The organism is Bacteroides sp. GM023 (assembly GCF_014750685.1).
Lineage (GTDB): Bacteria > Bacteroidota > Bacteroidia > Bacteroidales > Bacteroidaceae > Bacteroides.
This window is the reverse complement of sequence record NZ_JAAXGE010000006.1, coordinates 252377-270542: the sequence shown is the minus strand read 5'-3', so window position 1 is coordinate 270542 and position 18166 is coordinate 252377. Positions and strand designations below refer to the sequence as shown.

Sequence of the window (18166 nt, the reverse complement as noted above, 5' to 3'; positions counted from 1 at the left end):
TTGATTAACTCTTAAATAGAAAGAATAATGAAATCTATAGATATAAAGAAAATAGCAGTTTATTCTGCCTTGATACTTCCACTCGGATTGTTTTCCGGCTGTTCGGATGATGATGAGACAGGTCCGGATACTTTTCCCTATTGGGTACTTGAGGAAGGCAATCAAAATATGCCTTCTTCCGGAGTGGTACTTTCACAATATAAGGATTCTCCGGTAGGCGCCGATGTATGTAAGTTGGTGGATAATGACAAAAGTACAAGTTATATAACGTATCACAGTCAGTTCTATCTAACTTGGAATGGAAACAAAAGCCTTGCTGTCAATTATTACTCTCTGACATCAGGTTCGGATACTCAGGAGAAAGATCCGAAGTCTTGGACACTATATGCTTCAGAAGACAATAAAAAATGGGTTCAGTTGGATAAACAGGTGAACCAGACTTTTGCGGAAAGGCAGCAAACAAAGGAATATGAATTTGAAAATAGCGGCACTTACCGCTACTACCGCTTGTCAGTAGAAGCCAATGGTGGGGGAACTTCTACCCAAATAGCAGAATGGGTGCTGAAAGGTATTGTATATGACAATATTGATGATTTAATGGATTTGTCGAGTGGAAGTACATTTGATGCAACCACACCGATGGGAAACCATTATGCGAACAAACATATCACGACCGATGATGATAAGGAATGGCTCAAGGACGCTACGAATGAACCGAATACTCTGAGTTCTGCAGCCGGACTGAAGTGGACAAACTTCACGGTAGAGAATCTTTATCCTTACGGGACGCCATTGCCAGCAGATGTCAATCAACATGGTATCGGTGACTGTTCCGCATTGGCTGTATTTGCTTCTATGGCTTATATATATCCTGATTTCGTGAAGTCACTCATTAAGGATAATAATAACCAGACTTACACGGTGTCTATGTTCGACCCGCAGGGAAAAGAGGTGAAAGTCACTGTCTCTTCTAAGTTACTTGCCGATAATAATGGAAACATTGGAGCCGTAACGGGTAAGAACAATCAGATTACCTGGGCTACTATCCTCGAAAAGGCAATAATGAAATGGAACTACATTTATAAGGTGAACCCGGACATCGGTGGAATTGGCAGTGAGCATGTGGCTCCTCTTTTCACCGGTAATGGTGAGAGCTTTGCTTTCTCACCAGGCAAACTGACCGCTAAAGAAATGACACGCGCAGTGGAAGTCTCTATGAATCGAGGTAAAATCGTGGTAGGTGGATTTAATATAAACGATCTGCCGGTAGGCACCTTGGCAACGGTGACGGGGCATGCCTTTACTATGATGTACTCTACGGATGCTTCGGCTTTGTTCTCAATGCGTAATCCATGGGGAAACAACAGTGAGGGTAGAAAGGAAGATGGGGTACTGAATATACCTAACGATGGCGTTATACCACCGACAATCGACCTTCGTATTATCGAACCGGGAATAGCCTCCGAATCAGGTATGAGTTCATTGCAACCATATATCCCTCCTGTGTATTGAGAAAGTAATCGCATTGTATATTAAAAAAGAAAGATGAAAGTATGAAAAACTTAACTTATATACTAATGTCGTTGTGTATGGTAGCTTTAACCGGCTGTGGCATGACGGATGTTTGGAAAGACTGGGAGAATGAAGGGATGATGAATGAGGAACGATTGCGCCCTTCGGAAGTGAAAGAATTGCTATGCTCGGCTGACGGTTGGAAAATGACTTACGAGAATACTACTTTTTACTTTCAGTTTACTAAGGATGGAGCTGTAGCTTCCGACTCGGATGAGAGTATATTGGAGTCTGCAACGGAAGCTGATTATTATTTTGATTTCAATGGAGAGAAAGTCGTGCTGCTGAAGATGTCTAATGAAGGTATGATGAAATATCTGAAACAGAATCAGGAAAACACCTTTGTCATTACAGATTATTCGGATTCGAAGATTACTGCAACGGGGAAGACGTATGGAAAAACGATGATTCTACTTCCCGTTACTACCGCAGAGCTACAACAGGCCAAAGAAAATAAACGACTGGCTATCATTGCCTATCGGAAAGAACAAGCTTTGGACTTACTCAAAAGTGAGTTGAACAATGGTGTGTTCCGCAAAGAATCATCCGCTTTCATGGCGCATTATCTGATTGTTTGTGATGAGGAAGATCATTGGAACGTGAAAGTATCTGCCATTGTCGGCGGTGTGGTGAAACATATGGAATATCCGATGACAATTGATACTACTGGCGATGAGGATGCTGTGTTGACATTCAGTAATAATGTGACGATAGACGGAATAACTTTAAATAAGTTCTATTACAACTACCTGAGTGGTGAAATCAGAACAAACAACGCCAGTGTGGTATGTGATACCCGGAAGGCATCTGATATTGTAGCATGGTATACTGCTGGCAGTTGGAAAACGCATGTTGTCGATCAGAATGAAATCCATGGAGATTTCAAAGGAGTCTTTCATGCCGGTGTGGAATTTGATGATCGTACTCCGAGAAACCTGGTAGCATGTCCATGGAACGGCATGGGTTCATATATTGGTATCAAACCCTCTGTGACGGCAAATGATGAGACCGGTCGTATCTTCATTCAGTGGGGAGAAATCTATGACCTGCTCGGATGGAACAACAATCCGGCTGACTATGCTATTGTAGAACGGGATTATGAGAAATTTTTGTCGTTCTGTAGCTCAAATGAAGGCCTCTATTGGACTTATGATGATGACAACAAAATGGTGTATGTTCTCAGTGCTACAGGTGAACAATGGTTCAGAATGAAACAATAATTAATTCTTGATTGAGTAAAGCAGGAAAGAGAACGGAAGAATCTCTTTCTTGCTTTATAATTTTAACTTTTAAGCCATGAATAAACAGAAACTATTATCCCTTGGAACTGCCTTATTGCTGGGAACCTCTTTTCTCTTTGCACAGACACAGAAGCAGCCTGTTGACTACGTCAATCCCTTGATGGGCACAGATTCCAAAATATCATTATCGAACGGGAATACCTATCCTGCCATCGCATTGCCATGGGGCATGAACTTTTGGATGCCACAGACTGGAAAAATGGGAGATGGTTGGGCATACACTTATGCTTCGGATAAAATCCGTGGTTTCAAGCAAACCCACCAGCCCAGTCCATGGATTAACGATTACGGACAGTTTTCAATTATGCCAGTAACCGGTAAATTGAAGATAGACCAAGAACAACGTGCCAGCTGGTTTTCTCATAAGTCAGAAAAGGCAACCCCTTATTATTACAGTGTTTACCTGTCAGAATATAACATGACAACGGAAATCACCCCTACGGAACGTTGTGCTTATTTCCGTTTTACTTTCCCCGAAACAAAGGATGCCTATGTTGTGATAGATGCTTTCGACCGAGGCTCGTATGTGAAGGTGATTCCCGAAGAAAATAAGATAGTCGGATATACGACCCGCAACAGTGGTGGCGTTCCTCAGAATTTCAGAAACTATTTCGTGATAGAGTTCGACAAGTCTTTCACGTTCAATAAAGTATGGGCTGACTATCACCTAGTAGAGAAACATTTGGAATTACAATCCAATCATGTAGGGGCGGCTATCGGTTTTGCGACGAAGAAAGGCGAACAGGTACATGCCAGAGTTGCTTCTTCCTTTATCAGTCCCGAACAGGCTGAACTGAACCTGAAGGAAATTGGTAAAAAGACATTTGAACAAACTAAAGAAGCCGGACGCAAGTCCTGGAATGATGTACTCGGGCGCATCAAAATAGAAGACAGCGACGAAAACCGTATGCGCACATTCTATTCCTGCCTATATCGTTCCGTACTTTTCCCCCGTATGTTCTATGAGGTAAACGCCAAAGGTGAAACAGTCCATTATAGTCCTTACAATGGCGAAGTTCGTCCGGGATACATGTTTACTGATACTGGATTTTGGGATACGTTCCGTTGTCTTTTCCCATTTGTCAATCTTGTATATCCTTCTATGGGTGAGAAGATGCAAGAGGGCTTGCTGAATACATATCAAGAGAGTGGTTTCTTCCCCGAATGGGCTAGTCCGGGACACAGAGGATGCATGGTCGGCAATAACTCAGCCTCGGTGGTGGCAGATGCTTTTATGAAGAATGTCACTAAGGCGGATGCGATGGCGATGTATGAAGGCCTGCTGGTAGGTGCCAATAGCGTACATCCGAGAGTTTCTACTACCGGTCGTCGCGGATACGAATATTATAATAAACTTGGATATGTGCCTTATGATGTGAAAATCAATGAGAATGCGGCACGTACACTGGAATATGCTTATGACGACTGGTGCATCTACCGTATGGGTGAAAAACTTGGACGTCCGGCAGAAGAGCTGGAACTTTATAAGAAGAGAAGTCAGAACTACCGGAATCTGTTTGACCCGGAAACGAAGTTGATGCGCGGCAAGAATGCCGACGGTACTTTCCAGGCACCCTTCAATCCATTTAAATGGGGAGACGCCTTTACCGAAGGGAACAGCTGGCATTATACCTGGTCGGTATTCCATGACGTGCAGGGATTGGTTGACCTGATGGGCGGCAGAAAAATGTTTGTCAGTATGCTCGATTCCGTGTTTAGTCTTCCGCCTGTATTTGACGACAGCTACTATGGTGGGGTGATCCATGAAATCCGTGAGATGGAAATAGCCAATATGGGCAACTATGCGCATGGTAACCAGCCTATCCAGCACATGATTTATCTGTATAATTACGCCGGCGAACCCTGGAAAGCACAATACTGGCTGCGCGAAGTGATGACCCGCCTGTACTTTGCCACACCGGATGGTTATTGCGGTGATGAAGATAACGGACAGACTTCCGCCTGGTATGTGTTTACCGCACTGGGCTTCTATCCTGTATGTCCGGGCAGCAACGAATATGTGGTGGGTGCCCCTTACTTCAGGAAAGCGACCATCACACTGGAGAATGGCAAGAAGCTGGAAATCTCCGCTCCTAAAAACAGCGATGATAACCGCTATATCCGTTCATTGAATTATAATGGCAAGAACTATACAAAGAATTATCTGAATCATTTTGAATTATTGAAAGGCGGACGACTGGTATTTGATATGGACAGCCAGCCCAATGAAAGGAGAGGTGTCAATGAATCCGATTATCCGTATTCTTTCTCCCGCGACCAAAAATAAACAGATATGGATAACATCAAGAAGACAATAGGATGGATAGTTATGGCGGTGGTTGCACTGTCGTCCGCTATGGCCCAACAACCGGTGGACTACGTTAATCCGATTATCGGTACGAATGGGATGGGGCATACTTTTCCCGGTGCCTGCACGCCTTTCGGATGGGTGCAACTGAGCCCTGATACAGACACAATCCCCCATAATATAAACGGAACCTATCAGAAGAATGCCTACGAATATTGTGCCGGCTATCAGTATCGGGATAAGACGATTGTTGGTTTCAGCCATACGCATCTTAGCGGTACGGGACACTCGGATTTGGGAGATATAATGCTGATGCCTGCCATAGGCGAACTGAAGCTGAATCCCGGTAGGGCTGAACACCCGGATGAAGGGTATCGCTCCCGTTTCAGCCATGCTACGGAAAAAGCCGCTCCCGGCTATTATGAAGTGATGCTGGACGATTACGGGATTAAGGCCCAACTAACCGCCACCCAGCGAACGGGCATACATAAATATTCTTTCCCGAAAGGAAAAGACGGACATCTGATTCTGGACCTGGCACATGGCATCTACAATTACGACGGTAAGGTACTATGGGCAAACCTGCGGGTAGAGAACGATACTTTGCTGACAGGCTACCGGATAACCAACGGATGGGCCAGAACCAACTATACTTACTTTGCTATTTCCCTGTCACAACCAATCAGGGAGTATGGCTATAAGGATAAGGAAAAGGTCCTGTACAACGGTTTCTGGCGTCGTTTCAACATGGAGAAGAACTTCCCCGAAATCACAGGGCGCAAGATTGTAGCCTACTTCCATTTCGATACGGCTGAAGAACCCGAACTGGTTGTGAAAGTGGCTCTTTCGGCTGTCAGCACGGAAGGTGCCGTCAAAAATCTGCGCGCGGAAGCATCGGGCAAGAGCTTTGAACAACTGGCGGACGCCGCCCGTACGGACTGGAATACAGAACTGGACCATTTTGAAGTGGAAGGCACCGCCGACCAGAAAGCCATGCTTTATACCTCGCTCTATCATACGATGATTAACCCGTCTGTATATATGGACGTGGACGGACAATATCGTGGGCTGGACCACAATATCCATCAGGCGGAAGGATTCACCAATTACACAATCTTCTCCCTTTGGGATACATACCGTGCGGAACACCCGTTCCTGAACCTGATAAAACCGGAGCGTAACGCCGACATGGTTGAATCAATGATTAAGCATGAACAACAGAGCGTACACGGAATGTTGCCCGTGTGGAGCATGATGGGAAATGAGAACTGGTGTATGAGCGGCTATCACTCCGTGTCGGTATTGGCGGACGCCATTGCCAAGGGAGTCTTTTCAAATACGGACGAAGCCCTGGCCGCGATGGTCAGCACCTCTACCGTCCCTTATTATGAAGGGTTGGCGGACTATATGAAACTGGGTTATATTCCGTTGGATAAAAGCGGCACGGCCGCTTCCTCCACACTGGAATATGCGTATGATGACTGGACGATTTATCAGACGGCCTTGAACTCCGGCAAAATGGAAATAGCGGAAACCTATCGGAAACGTGCCCTTAACTACCGCAATATCTATGATACTGCGATTGGCTTTGCCCGTCCCCGTTACAGTGACGGCTCGTTTAAGAAAGAGTTTGATGTGTTGCAGACTTATGGCGAAGGCTTTATTGAAGGTAACTCTTGGAACTTCTCTTTCCATGTACCGCATGATGTCTTTGGTATGATGGACCTGATGGGCGGTGACAAAGTGTTTGTGGACAAACTGGACAAACTGTTTTCCATGCACCTGCCGGAAGAATATTATGAGCATAATGAGGATATAACAGACGAATGTCTGGTCGGTGGCTATGTACATGGCAACGAACCGAGTCATCACATCCCTTATCTTTATGCATGGACTTCCCAGCCCTGGAAAACCCAATACTGGTTGCGCGAAATCTTAAACAAGATGTACCGGAACGATATAAACGGGCTGGGTGGTAATGATGATTGCGGACAGATGTCCGCATGGTATCTTTTCTCCGTGATGGGCTTTTACCCTGTCTGCCCGGGCACCGACCAGTATGTGCTGGGAGCACCGTATCTGCCTTACCTGAAGCTAAAACTTCCCAATGGCAATACCCTGGAAATAAAAGCTCCGGGCGTGAGCGATAAAAAACGCTATGTGCAGTCGCTGAAACTGAATGGGAAAACGTATGAGAAACTGTATATCACGCATAAAGATATCCTGAACGGCGGAGTCCTGGAATTTAAGATGTCGTCCTCACCGGATAAACGGCGCGGGCTGGCTGCTGAAGACAAGCCTTATTCATTGACAAACGGTATTAATCAAAAATAGAAGGAACATATGAAAAAGAGACATTTACTATATGCTGCCTGCCTGTTGGCAGGCATGGGAGCCTGCTCGGCCACCCAGAAGAGCCGGACGGAAGTTGCTGCCGACGCCTGGGGGAAGTATAACGTGGGAACTATCCTGTTTGAAGACAAAGCTCCCCAAACGGAAGGCTCGGATATTTATCACCGGATTATTCCCGATGCTGAATCTTATATAAAGGAGCAGGCCCGTGTGGTGCTGGCTACCCTTTACGATTCGCCGGAAGATAGTATACCTGCTGTAAACAAGATTCATTATACGCTGGAGGATATCGAGGGTGTCTCTGCCAAAGGCGGTGGTGACGGCGATGTTACTATTTTCTATAGCACCCGTCATATTGAGAAATCGTTTGCCGCGAATGATACTGCGAAGCTGTTCTTTGAAACGCGGGGTGTACTGTTGCATGAATTGACACATGCGTACCAACTGGAACCTCAGGGCGTTGGCTCTTACGGTACTAACCGTGTGTTTTGGGCATTTATTGAAGGTATGGCAGATGCCGTGCGTGTGGCCAACGGTGGTTTCGAGGGCCCGAATGCCCGTCCGAAAGGTGGAAATTATATGGACGGATACCGTACGGCAGGTTATTTCTTTGTTTGGCTGCGTGATAATAAGGATTCGGAGTTCTTGCGTAAATTCAACCGGAGTACATTGGAAGTTGTTCCGTGGTCGTTTGACGGGGCTATCAAACATATCTTGGGAAAGGAATGCAGTATTGATGAATTGTGGCATGAGTATCAGGTTGCAGTAGGGGATATACAAGCTTAATAATGTAGATAAATATGGTGAGTGTAATGGGTAAGAAGAGATTGTTTTTGGTTTGGTCGTGTCTGGTAAGTATGATTTTGCCGGGCATGGCTCAAACTGAAAGACTGATTGATTATGTGAATCCATTTGTGGGAACGGACGGGTATGGAAATGTCTATCCGGGCGCACAGATTCCTTTCGGAGGTATCCAGATGAGTCCGGATACGGATAGTAAGTACTATGATGCCGCATCAGGCTATAAATATAAACATCCCACACTGTTGGGATTCAGCCTGACGCATTTAAGCGGAACAGGTATCCCTGATTTGGGTGACTTCCTGTTTATCCCGGGAACGGGAGAAATGAAACTGGAACCGGGTACACATGAGGAACCGGACAAGGGATATAGTTCGCGTTATTCGCATGAGAAAGAGTGGGCTTCCCCCAACTATTATGCGGTAGAATTGGCGGATTATGGAGTGAAAGCTGAAATGGCTTCGGGAGTGCGCAGCGGTATGTTTCGCTTTACTTATCCGGAGTCGAAAAAAGCATTTATCATGATTGATATGAACCATACATTGTGGCAAACTTGCGAATGGGCCAATCTACGTATGGAAAATGACTCTACTATCACCGGGTATAAATTGGTAAAAGGTTGGGGACCGGAACGTCATGTGTATTTTACGGCTACTTTCTCTAAAAAGTTGACCGGACTGCGTTTCACACAGGACAAGAAACCGGTGATTTATAATACATCTCGTTTCCGTAGTTGCTACGAGGCTTGGGGGAAGAATCTGATGGCTTGTATCTCTTTTGATACTAAGGCAGGTGAGGAAGTAATTGTAAAAACTGCAATCTCGGCAGTCAGCACAAACGGCGCAAAGAATAATATAAAAGAGTTGGATGGCCTGTCTTTCGACGACTTGAAAGCAAAAGGTGAAGAACTTTGGGAAAAGGAACTTGGCAAATATACTCTGACCGCTGATAACAAAACGAAGAGAACGTTTTACACATCGGCCTATCATGCCGCATTGCATCCTTTCATTTTTCAAGATGCAGACGGACAGTTTCGTGGATTGGATAAGAATATAGAGAAGGCTGAAGGCTTCACTAACTATACGGTATTTTCCCTTTGGGATACGTATCGTGCCTTACATCCCTGGTTCAATCTGGTTCAGCAGGAAGTAAATGCGAATATTGCCAATTCAATGCTGGCGCATTATGATAAGAGCGTAGAGAAAATGCTCCCTATCTGGTCGTTTTACGGGAATGAAACTTGGTGTATGATTGGATACCATGCTGTTTCCGTGTTGGCGGATATGATAGTAAAAGGAGTGAAAGGTTTTGACTATGAGCGTGCATACGAAGCTATGAAGACCACGGCGATGAATCCGAACTATGACTGTTTGCCGGAATACCGTGCTATGGGGTATGTTCCTTTTGATAAAGAAGCGGAATCGGTGTCGAAAACATTGGAATATGCGTATGATGATTATTGTATCGCGCAGGCTGCCAAGGCTTTGGGTAAAGACGACGATTACGGTTATTTCCTGAATCGTGCCCTTTCTTATCAGACATTGATTGACCCTGAAACAAAGTACATGCGTGGTCGTGACAGCAAAGGAAACTGGCGAACACCGTTTACCCCGGTAGCCTATCAGGGCCCTGGTTCCGTACATGGATGGGGGGATATAACGGAAGGATTTACCGTGCAATATACATGGACCGTACCGCAGGATGTGCAGGGGTATATCAATGAAGCCGGTGAAGACTGGTTCCGTACCCGGTTGGATGAACTGTTCACTGTGGAATTGCCGGATGATATTCCGGGAGCACATGATATTCAGGGACGTATCGGTGCTTATTGGCATGGGAATGAGCCATGTCATCACGTAGCTTATCTTTATAATTATTTGAAAGAACCCTGGAAATGTCAGAAGTGGGTGCGTACTATTGTAGAGCGCTTCTATGGTGATACGCCGGATGCATTGAGCGGGAATGATGATTGCGGGCAGATGTCGGCATGGTATATGTTCAACTGTATCGGTTTTTATCCGATTGCTCCTTCCAGCAATATGTATAATATCGGTTCTCCTTGTGTGAAAGCAATTTCTGTCCGGATGAGCAATGGTAAATTGATTGAAATGACAGCCGATAACTGGTCGCCGAAGAATGTTTATGTGAAGGAATTGTATGTCAATGGTAAGAAGTATGACAAATCCTATCTGAAATACGAAGATGTCCGTGATGGCGTGAAGTTACGTTTTGTGATGAGTAATAAGCCGAATTATAAGCGTGCCATATCTGATGATTCAGTAGCTCCTTCACTGTCTCTTCCGGGGAAAACGATGAAGTACCATTGACTGGAATTTGTTTCATGCCTTGAAACACTCTGTTCCTCGGTGAGAAACACTTTGTTTCTCGGTGTCGAACACTTTGTTTCACACCGGGAAACAAATAACGGGTCGGTGGGCTAGTTACTATTTCCCGGAAAACCACTCTTTGAACTCCGCCACCCGTGCCTTGCTGACCAGAATCTTTTCCTTGATTCCTGAATAGTGCACATTGATGGATAACCGGCTGTTGAACCATAAATCAATGTCTTTGATGGCTTCCCGCGATACTAGATATTGGCGGTTGGCACGGAAGAAGAGGCTGGGGTTGAGACAGTCGGTGAGTTCGTCCAGTGTTTGGGTAAAGTTATATTCTGTGCCGTCGGTTAAGACAGCTTTAACCTGGCAATCTTTGATATAAAATAATTGTATCATATCTACGGAGACAGGCAGTAGCTTGTCTCCTTTCATTGGGATGAGAAAGTGTGTCTTATAGTTCTCCTGTCTTTTGAGGGAATGGAAAAGTTGGAGTAATTCTTCTTCCTGACGTGATGAGTTGCGGGAGTGTTGATTGTTGAGGTCAACGGTGTCTTGTAAGTTTCCCAGTTTGGCGAAAGCGTGTTCTATATCTTCCTTGCCGATAGGTTTCAGCAGATAGTCGATGCTGTTCACTTTGAAAGCCCGTAAGGCATACTCGTCATAGGCGGTGGTAAAGATAATAGGACAAGTGATACTGATATGATTGAATATCTCGAAGGCCGAACCGTCTGCCAGGTGAATATCCATAAATATTAAATCCGGCATCGGATGAGAACCGAACCATTCGATAGTGGAGCTGATGCTATCCAGCACGGTCGCGATTTCCGCGTCCGGTTTTACTTCATTGAGTAATGAGGTAAGATTGCGTACTGCTGCTTTTTCGTCTTCTATAATGACAGTCTTCATGGTGCTTTTATCTATAAATCACTGTTTTTGTTGTGCTTCATCAATCAGGGGAATACAAACGGTAAACTCTTTATCCTCCGTGATTTGTATCTCTTGCTTGAACAGGAGCCGGTATCTCTTGGCTAGATTTGCCAGTCCGATACCTGTTCCGGGGGTGGCAGTCCATTTGGGTTGAATATCGTTGCTGATAGATAAGTAACCATTTTCATCTGTCATGATGTGGATAGTCAGAGGTTTCCGGTTGCTGATTTCGTTGTGCTTTACGGCATTCTCAATCAAGACTTGCACAGCCATCGGCGGAAGGTGGTAGTCTTCGTACGCCTTATCTATCTGCATATCGAACTGCAAGTTGTTTTCAAAACGCATCTTTAAGAGGAAGATATAAGCGGAAGCAAATTCCATCTCTTCCCGGAGACTGACACTTTGTGATTCGTTGCTTTGCAGGGTATATCGTAGTACGCGGGAAAGCTCCTGTATATAATCCTGGGCTTTGTCTTGATTCTCACGTACTAATGAACGCAAGGTATTCAATGAGTTGAATAGCATATGCGGGTTGAGCTGATTCTTCAACACCTCATATTGGTTACGGATATTTTCTGCCTGAAGTTGTTCATTTTCGATGAGTACCTGCTGTTGGCGGTATATCAGGTGGATGATATAGCAACTGCTGGTGACAAGACACGCCATGATAAAATCCCTCAACGGGTGCAGATAGTGGTGTACCATCGCGTCAATGGCAGGAATGTCAAATGTTTTGTGCAGGAAGACAAAGACTTGTCCCAACAGATTACTCAATATCCATGTCAGTACGAAAGAGAGCAGAATCTTTGTTCCCGTAATCTTGATAGAGGATTGATTGAAATGGAACAGGCGTGTATTGATGGCAAAGAGCAGGAGTAAGGACAGGAAAGTAAAAAGTATTTCATTTGCTACATCCATAAACTTCATTCCGGGGAATAGGGAATGACTCTCGAAGCGGTCAAACAGAGAGACGGATTCCGGGAAATGGATAAGCACAGCCACCGCCAAAGAGATGATGACTGTGGAAAGTACATATTTATCTTTCTTTATTGCTTTTACTATCATAGTGCAAAGATAGGAGAAATTTTAATTGTTTTTCAGAATATGCGCTGTGACATACATTCCCGGTCGGAATTGTGCATTCGTCTCCTTGATGGAAGAATAAACTTCGAGTGAACGGTTGGTTTCGTCTACTTTTTGTCCGATGGAGACTACGGTACCGTTAAATGTTTGCGTTCCGATTCCGTTGACACGGAATTGTACGGGGCTGCCCACTTGTATGTCTGCAAGGTCTTTTTCGTAAGTAGTCAGGCAGAGCATCGGCGTGCTCTTGTCGATAATCTCACAAAGTGCTTCTCCCGGATTGATATATTTCCCTACATTCATAGCTACATTGGCTGCATAACCGCTGATAGGGGCTTTCACTTCCAACAATGGGCGGATGCCGTTCTTCAGCAATGTCTCCGGGGTGACGCCTAGAAGTGAGAGTTGTGCGGCAGCAGCATCCTGGCGGCTTTTCATGGAAAGATAGTCAGCTTTGCTTTGCTGGAACTTTTTTTGTGAGGCAGCTTGTTCGGCAGAAAGAGTCTTTTGACGTTCATATTCCGCTAGCAGATATTCTGTCTGTGCATGACTGTCCAGGTAAGTCTGTTGCAAGGTAATGAACTCCGGATTTTCTAAAGTGGCGATGAGGGAGTTTTTAGCTATATATTGTCCCGGAAGTAGAGAGGTGTTTTTGACTACTCCACCCATTGTCAATGCTACGGTTGCTTGGCGTTGGGGAGGGAGGACTATCCGACCGTTGAATGAAACCTGATTAGGTTTAGAGGTGGCGGAAGTGATGGCATCTACTTCGGGTTGTTTGACAGTGCCTGCTGTATCTGCCGTATCTTCCGTAACTGCTGTTACAGAAGTGTTTGGGGCAACTGATGCACTTGGGGTTACGGAAACCGTAGAGGGTTCGTTATCCGTAGTTTGCTGGTTTCCCTTACAAGCTGTTAAAGCGAGTAAAAGGATGGGATAAAATATCTTCTTCATATGCTGTTTTTTTATTATCTGAATAGTTCATATTCCAAGGCTGCAATATTGTATTGATAGACAGTCTCGATGTAGCCGCGGCGAATCTCTCTGGCAGTGGTTATCGACTGTATATATTCGGCAATGCCCGTTTCGCTTTGCTGCAATTGGAAATTGGCGGCTTTCGTCAGTTCATCCGCTTCTTTCAAGGCAGAAGAGGTGTAGTAGTGCAAACTCTCGTTATACCTGCGGAGAGAGGCTTCCAACTCAAGTACCTTGTTCCTCATTTCGCGGATATTCGCGTCCGCCTGAATCTGTGCTGAAGTGGCGGATAACTTTGCTTGTCTTACCTTGCTCTTTTGGGGCAGGAAGTAGATAGGGAAGGAAACGCCTACCATCCATGCATTCAGATTCTTCAGCGGAAGAATGTCCTGGCGGGTGTATCCTACGCTGATTTCCGGGAAAAAATGGCTTCGTTCTACATGAAGCATTGCTTTCGCTTCGTCCGCTTGACTTTGGAAGTAAGCAGTATGTGCTCCTGACAGAGTACCGTCTGAAAGGGCGGTATAGAACAGTGATAAAGTAGAGTCCGCCGGAATAATCGGCTGGTCTGAATAACAACTCCACTGAAAGCGTGCCAAAGCCATTTTCTCTTCTTCCTGTGCCTGAAACCAACGGTTGTGCAGGTCGGCTGCGGTGGTTGTCATCATATTCTTTTCAAGCAAGGTGATTTCTCCTTGCTGGTAACGCAGTTCTCCGATGTGCTGTAACTTCTCTGCCATCTTATCTTGGTCGCGATACATCTTGCAGAGGTTGGTGGCATATTGGTAATAAGCCCATGCCCTTTTTACTTCTGCTGTGACTTCTTTCTCCACCATTTGACGGTAAAATGTACTTGTTTTTATCTGTCGGTTGACTAATGCGTTCTTGTAGAACGGAGTCAGCAGGGAACCCAGACTTTGTTCGAAGGCCAGTTCCTTGTCTTTTTTATTCTCTCCATTGAGTTGCCCCCAGGAATAACTGAATGAGGTAGGAGTAGCTTCCACAATCTCCCCGCGGCTAGCCTTGGCCTGTTGAATGGCATTAGTCGCCATCTTCAGGCGGGGATGATTCTGTTTCGCTATTTCGATAGCCTGTTCCAAGCTTACGGTCGACCCTTGTTCCAAGCTGGCGGGTAATGCCTGTTTCAAGCTGGCGGGTAATGCCTGTTGTGCGGAAACGAAAGAAGGAATCAGCAGGAACAGGGGAAGAAAGGCAAAGAACGGTAGATGAAATTTGGCTCCCGGACGTTTCCAGGTAGCAAATGAATTTACAATCCTGTAGAATACCGGGATGATAAGCAACGTCAATATAGTGGAAATAATCAATCCACCGATAACAACAGTTGCCAACGGGCGTTGTACTTCGGCACCGGCAGAAGTGGCGATGGCCATCGGGACGAATCCAAGCGATGCGACCAATCCTGTCAGGAATACGGGACGAAGCAAATGCGGAGTCCCTTTGGCTATGATTCGGTTTGTAGTCATAGGATGGGTGTTTTGTTTACGAAGGTCGTTGAAGTGGTTCACCATGAGAATACCGTTCAGCACTGCCACACCGAACAAGGCGATGAATCCCACACCGGCTGATATACTGAACGGGAGTCCGCGCAACCAAAGGGCGACGATACCGCCGATAAGTGATAATGGAACGGTTGAGAACACCATCAGCGTATACGTGATATTTTTGAAAGCAAAGAATAGAATCAGCAGGATGAGCATCAATGCTACCGGAATAACAATCAGTAGCGTATTAATCGCATTCTGTAAGTTTTCAAACTGGCCGCCGTATTCAAAGTAATATCCCGGTTTCAGCTTGATATTCTTATCCAGTGTCTTTTGAATATTGGCTACGACTTGCTGGATATCAGCATCGCGTACATTCACTCCGATAACGATGCGTCGTTTTGTCGCGTCCCGGTTGATTTGGAGCGGGCCGCTGACGAGGTCGATGCTGGCTACTTCACCAACCGGAATCTGTATTCCTTCCGATGTACGGACGAATAGTTTGTCGAGGTTCAAGTCAGCCACTTTTTCCTGGTCTAGACGGACGACGAGATCGAATCTCCGTTCGTTTTCAAACACTACTCCGCTGGATTCTCCGGCATAGGCGGTTCGGATAATCGTGTTGAGTTCTTCTATATTAATGCCGTAGCGGGCTATCTTGCTACGGTTGTATTTCACAACGAGCTGGGGCAATCCCATGGTCTGCTCTACGATGACATCCGCTGCTCCCGGCACTTTCTCTACATAGGCGGCTGCTTCCTTGGCTTTTTCGTAAAGTTCGTGGGTGTCTTCTCCGTATAGTTTGACAGCAATATCGGCTTTCGCTCCGGTCATTAGTTCGTTAAAACGGAGCTGTATCGGTTGCGAGAAATTAAATTCGGCACGTTCGGATAGCGGTTCGAGCGCTTCTTTCATCTTGTCTACCATTTCTGCACGGCTTCCCGCGCTTGTCCATTCTTTGAAAGGTTTCATGATAATCATCACATCGGCATCTTCCACAGCCATCGGGTCGGTGGGGACTTCCGCTGTTCCGATTTTGGCAACTACGTGTTTGATTTCAGGGAATTTGTCCATCAATGTCTTTTCTGCCAGGCGGGAGACTTCGATACTTTCGGTCAGCGAACTTCCGGCAGGCAGTGTCATTTGCATGGCAAAGTCACCTTCATCCAGCGTCGGGATAAATTCTGCTCCCAACCGGGTGAAAAGGAAGAGTGAACCGAGCAGGGCGGCGAAGGCTACGATGACAGTGCGCCATTTGTAATGCAGGCAGAAACGCAGGCAGCGTTGGTATCCCTTGTTTAGTTTTTCAAAGAAACGGTCAGCAAGTGTCGGTTTCACTACGATGGTATGTTTCAGGAAGAGCGAGGCCATCATGGGAACATAAGTCAGTGAAAGAATCAAGGCTCCGATGATACAGAATACAAGCGTCTTCGCCATCGGGGTGAAGTATTTTCCTTCGATTCCGTTGAGTGTGAGGATAGGGAAGAATACAATCAGGATAATCAGTACGGCGAAAGTTGCCGAGCGGACTACGCCGGATGCTCCTTTTTCCACTTCTTTGTCCATCTCTTCACGGGTAAGTGTCTGTCCCCGGAATTGCTTGCCGTAGATGTGGGCGAGGATACCTTCCAGTATGACGATGGAACCATCTACAACGATACCGAAGTCAATGGCGCCGAGGCTCATCAGGTTGGCGGTGACATTGAAGAGACGCATCATGATAAAGGCGAAGAGCATAGCCAGCGGGATGACTGACGCGACAATCAGTCCGGCACGGACATTGCCGAGGAAGATGATAAGTACCAGGAAGACGATGATTGCTCCTTCAATCAGGTTGTTGACAACGGTCGAGATATTCCGGTTCACTAACTCCGAGCGATTCAGATAGGGTTCGATGCTGACTCCTTCGGGTAGGAGATGCTGTATCTTTTCTACTCGTTTTTCCAATTCCTGGGTTACTACATTAGCGTTTGCCCCTTTCAGCATCATGGCGATTCCGCCTACACATTCGCCTTCACCATCCATTGTCATGGCGCCGAAACGTTTGGGTGAACCGAACCGGACTACTCCTACATCGCTGATATGCACCGGAATACCGTTACGGTTGGCTACGACGATACGTTCGATGTCTTTGGGACGGGTAATCATACCTTCCGAACGGATATAGTAGGCGCTCTTTGCCTTTTCAATGTAGCTTCCGCCTGTATTTTGGTTGTTGCTGCTAAGGGCTTCAAATACTTCTCCGATGGTGATATTAAGGGAAAATAGTGCATCCGGGTCGACAGCTACTTCATATTGTTTCAGATAGCCGCCGAAGCTGTTGATTTCTACAATACCCGGTATGCCGGATAACTGGCGTTTCACCATCCAGTCCTGAATGGTGCGGAGTTCCATCGCATCATATTTTTCTTCGTAACCGGGGGCTACTTTCAGTATGTATTGATAGATTTCCCCCAGTCCGGTGGTAATAGGCATCATTTCCGGCGTTCCGAGTTCGGGAGGAATCTCTCCGGCTACGGTTTGTATCTGTTCGTTAATCAGTTGCCGGGCATCGAGGGTAGGGACGCTTTCTTTGAATACAACGGTCACTACTGATAGTCCGAAGCGGCTGACAGAACGGATATCTTCTACATTCATAATGTTGCTCATCGCTAGTTCGATAGGCATGGTGATGAGCTGTTCTACCTCTTGCGGTGCGAGAGTGGGGGATACGGTCACAATCTGCACTTGATTGTTGGTAATATCGGGTACGGCGTCGATAGGCAGTGTCAGCATCGCATAGATGCCGCCGATAAAGAGGAAGAGGGTAGTAAGTCCTACAAACAGCTTCTTCTTGATGGAAAAACGTACAATAGCTGTAAACATGATTCTCTTTGTGTTATTATTTCATGTTACAAAACTACGGACTATCCCTGTTCGTGATAGTCGGGAACGTTTGAAGCGGAAAGATTGCAGGGTGAAATGACGAAATGGTGATTTGAAATATATGAATCGTTCGTTTTTTGTTTC

10 protein-coding genes are annotated in these 18166 nt (G+C 45.8%); 6 read left to right on the top strand and 4 right to left on the bottom strand.

The genetic code is table 11. The features are described 5' to 3' along the window. Positions 1–27: 27 nt before the first annotated feature. From HC965_RS14745 to HC965_RS14720, 6 genes are all read left to right on the top strand, one after another. Positions 28–1512: a C2 family cysteine protease gene (locus HC965_RS14745; protein ID WP_191032177.1), complete on the top strand. Its 1485-nt coding sequence runs from the start codon at positions 28–30 to the stop codon at positions 1510–1512. Between the two features lie 41 nt (positions 1513–1553). Beyond that, positions 1554–2792 (top strand): DUF4302 domain-containing protein, encoded by a 1239-nt coding sequence (locus tag HC965_RS14740; protein WP_191032176.1) that lies wholly within the window; start codon positions 1554–1556, stop codon positions 2790–2792. Positions 2793–2868: 76 nt separating this feature from the next. Further along, positions 2869–5160, top strand: a complete 2292-nt coding sequence (locus HC965_RS14735; RefSeq protein WP_191032175.1) for a GH92 family glycosyl hydrolase — start codon at positions 2869–2871, stop codon at positions 5158–5160. A 6-nt stretch (positions 5161–5166) separates the two neighbouring features. Further along, the gene (locus HC965_RS14730) at positions 5167–7515 is read left to right on the top strand and encodes a GH92 family glycosyl hydrolase (RefSeq protein ID WP_191032174.1); all 2349 of its coding nucleotides are present in this window, start codon (positions 5167–5169) and stop codon (positions 7513–7515) included. A 9-nt stretch (positions 7516–7524) separates the two neighbouring features. Next, complete coding sequence (locus tag HC965_RS14725; RefSeq protein ID WP_191032173.1) at positions 7525–8319, top strand: basic secretory family protein; 795 nt, start codon at positions 7525–7527, stop codon at positions 8317–8319. A gap of 14 nt (positions 8320–8333) precedes the next feature. Then, positions 8334–10661 carry a GH92 family glycosyl hydrolase gene (locus HC965_RS14720; RefSeq protein WP_191032172.1) on the top strand — a complete coding sequence of 776 codons (2328 nt, stop codon included), beginning with the start codon at positions 8334–8336 and terminating at the stop codon, positions 10659–10661. A gap of 117 nt (positions 10662–10778) precedes the next feature. On the opposite strand, the gene HC965_RS14715 is transcribed toward HC965_RS14720, so the two are convergent. Genes HC965_RS14715 through HC965_RS14700 form a run of 4 tightly spaced genes read right to left on the bottom strand, consistent with a single transcriptional unit; the run spans position 10779 to position 18022 of the window. Then, positions 10779–11576 (bottom strand): LytTR family DNA-binding domain-containing protein, encoded by a 798-nt coding sequence (locus tag HC965_RS14715; RefSeq protein WP_191032171.1) that lies wholly within the window; start codon positions 11574–11576, stop codon positions 10779–10781. 18 nt (positions 11577–11594) lie between these two features. Further along, complete coding sequence (locus HC965_RS14710) at positions 11595–12662, bottom strand: sensor histidine kinase (protein ID WP_191032170.1); 1068 nt, start codon at positions 12660–12662, stop codon at positions 11595–11597. A 21-nt stretch (positions 12663–12683) separates the two neighbouring features. Further along, on the bottom strand, positions 12684–13634 hold the full coding sequence (locus HC965_RS14705; protein WP_191032169.1) for an efflux RND transporter periplasmic adaptor subunit: 951 nt from the start codon (positions 13632–13634) through the stop codon (positions 12684–12686). Between the two features lie 14 nt (positions 13635–13648). Next, complete coding sequence (locus HC965_RS14700) at positions 13649–18022, bottom strand: CusA/CzcA family heavy metal efflux RND transporter (protein ID WP_191032168.1); 4374 nt, start codon at positions 18020–18022, stop codon at positions 13649–13651. Positions 18023–18166: the final 144 nt, after the last annotated feature.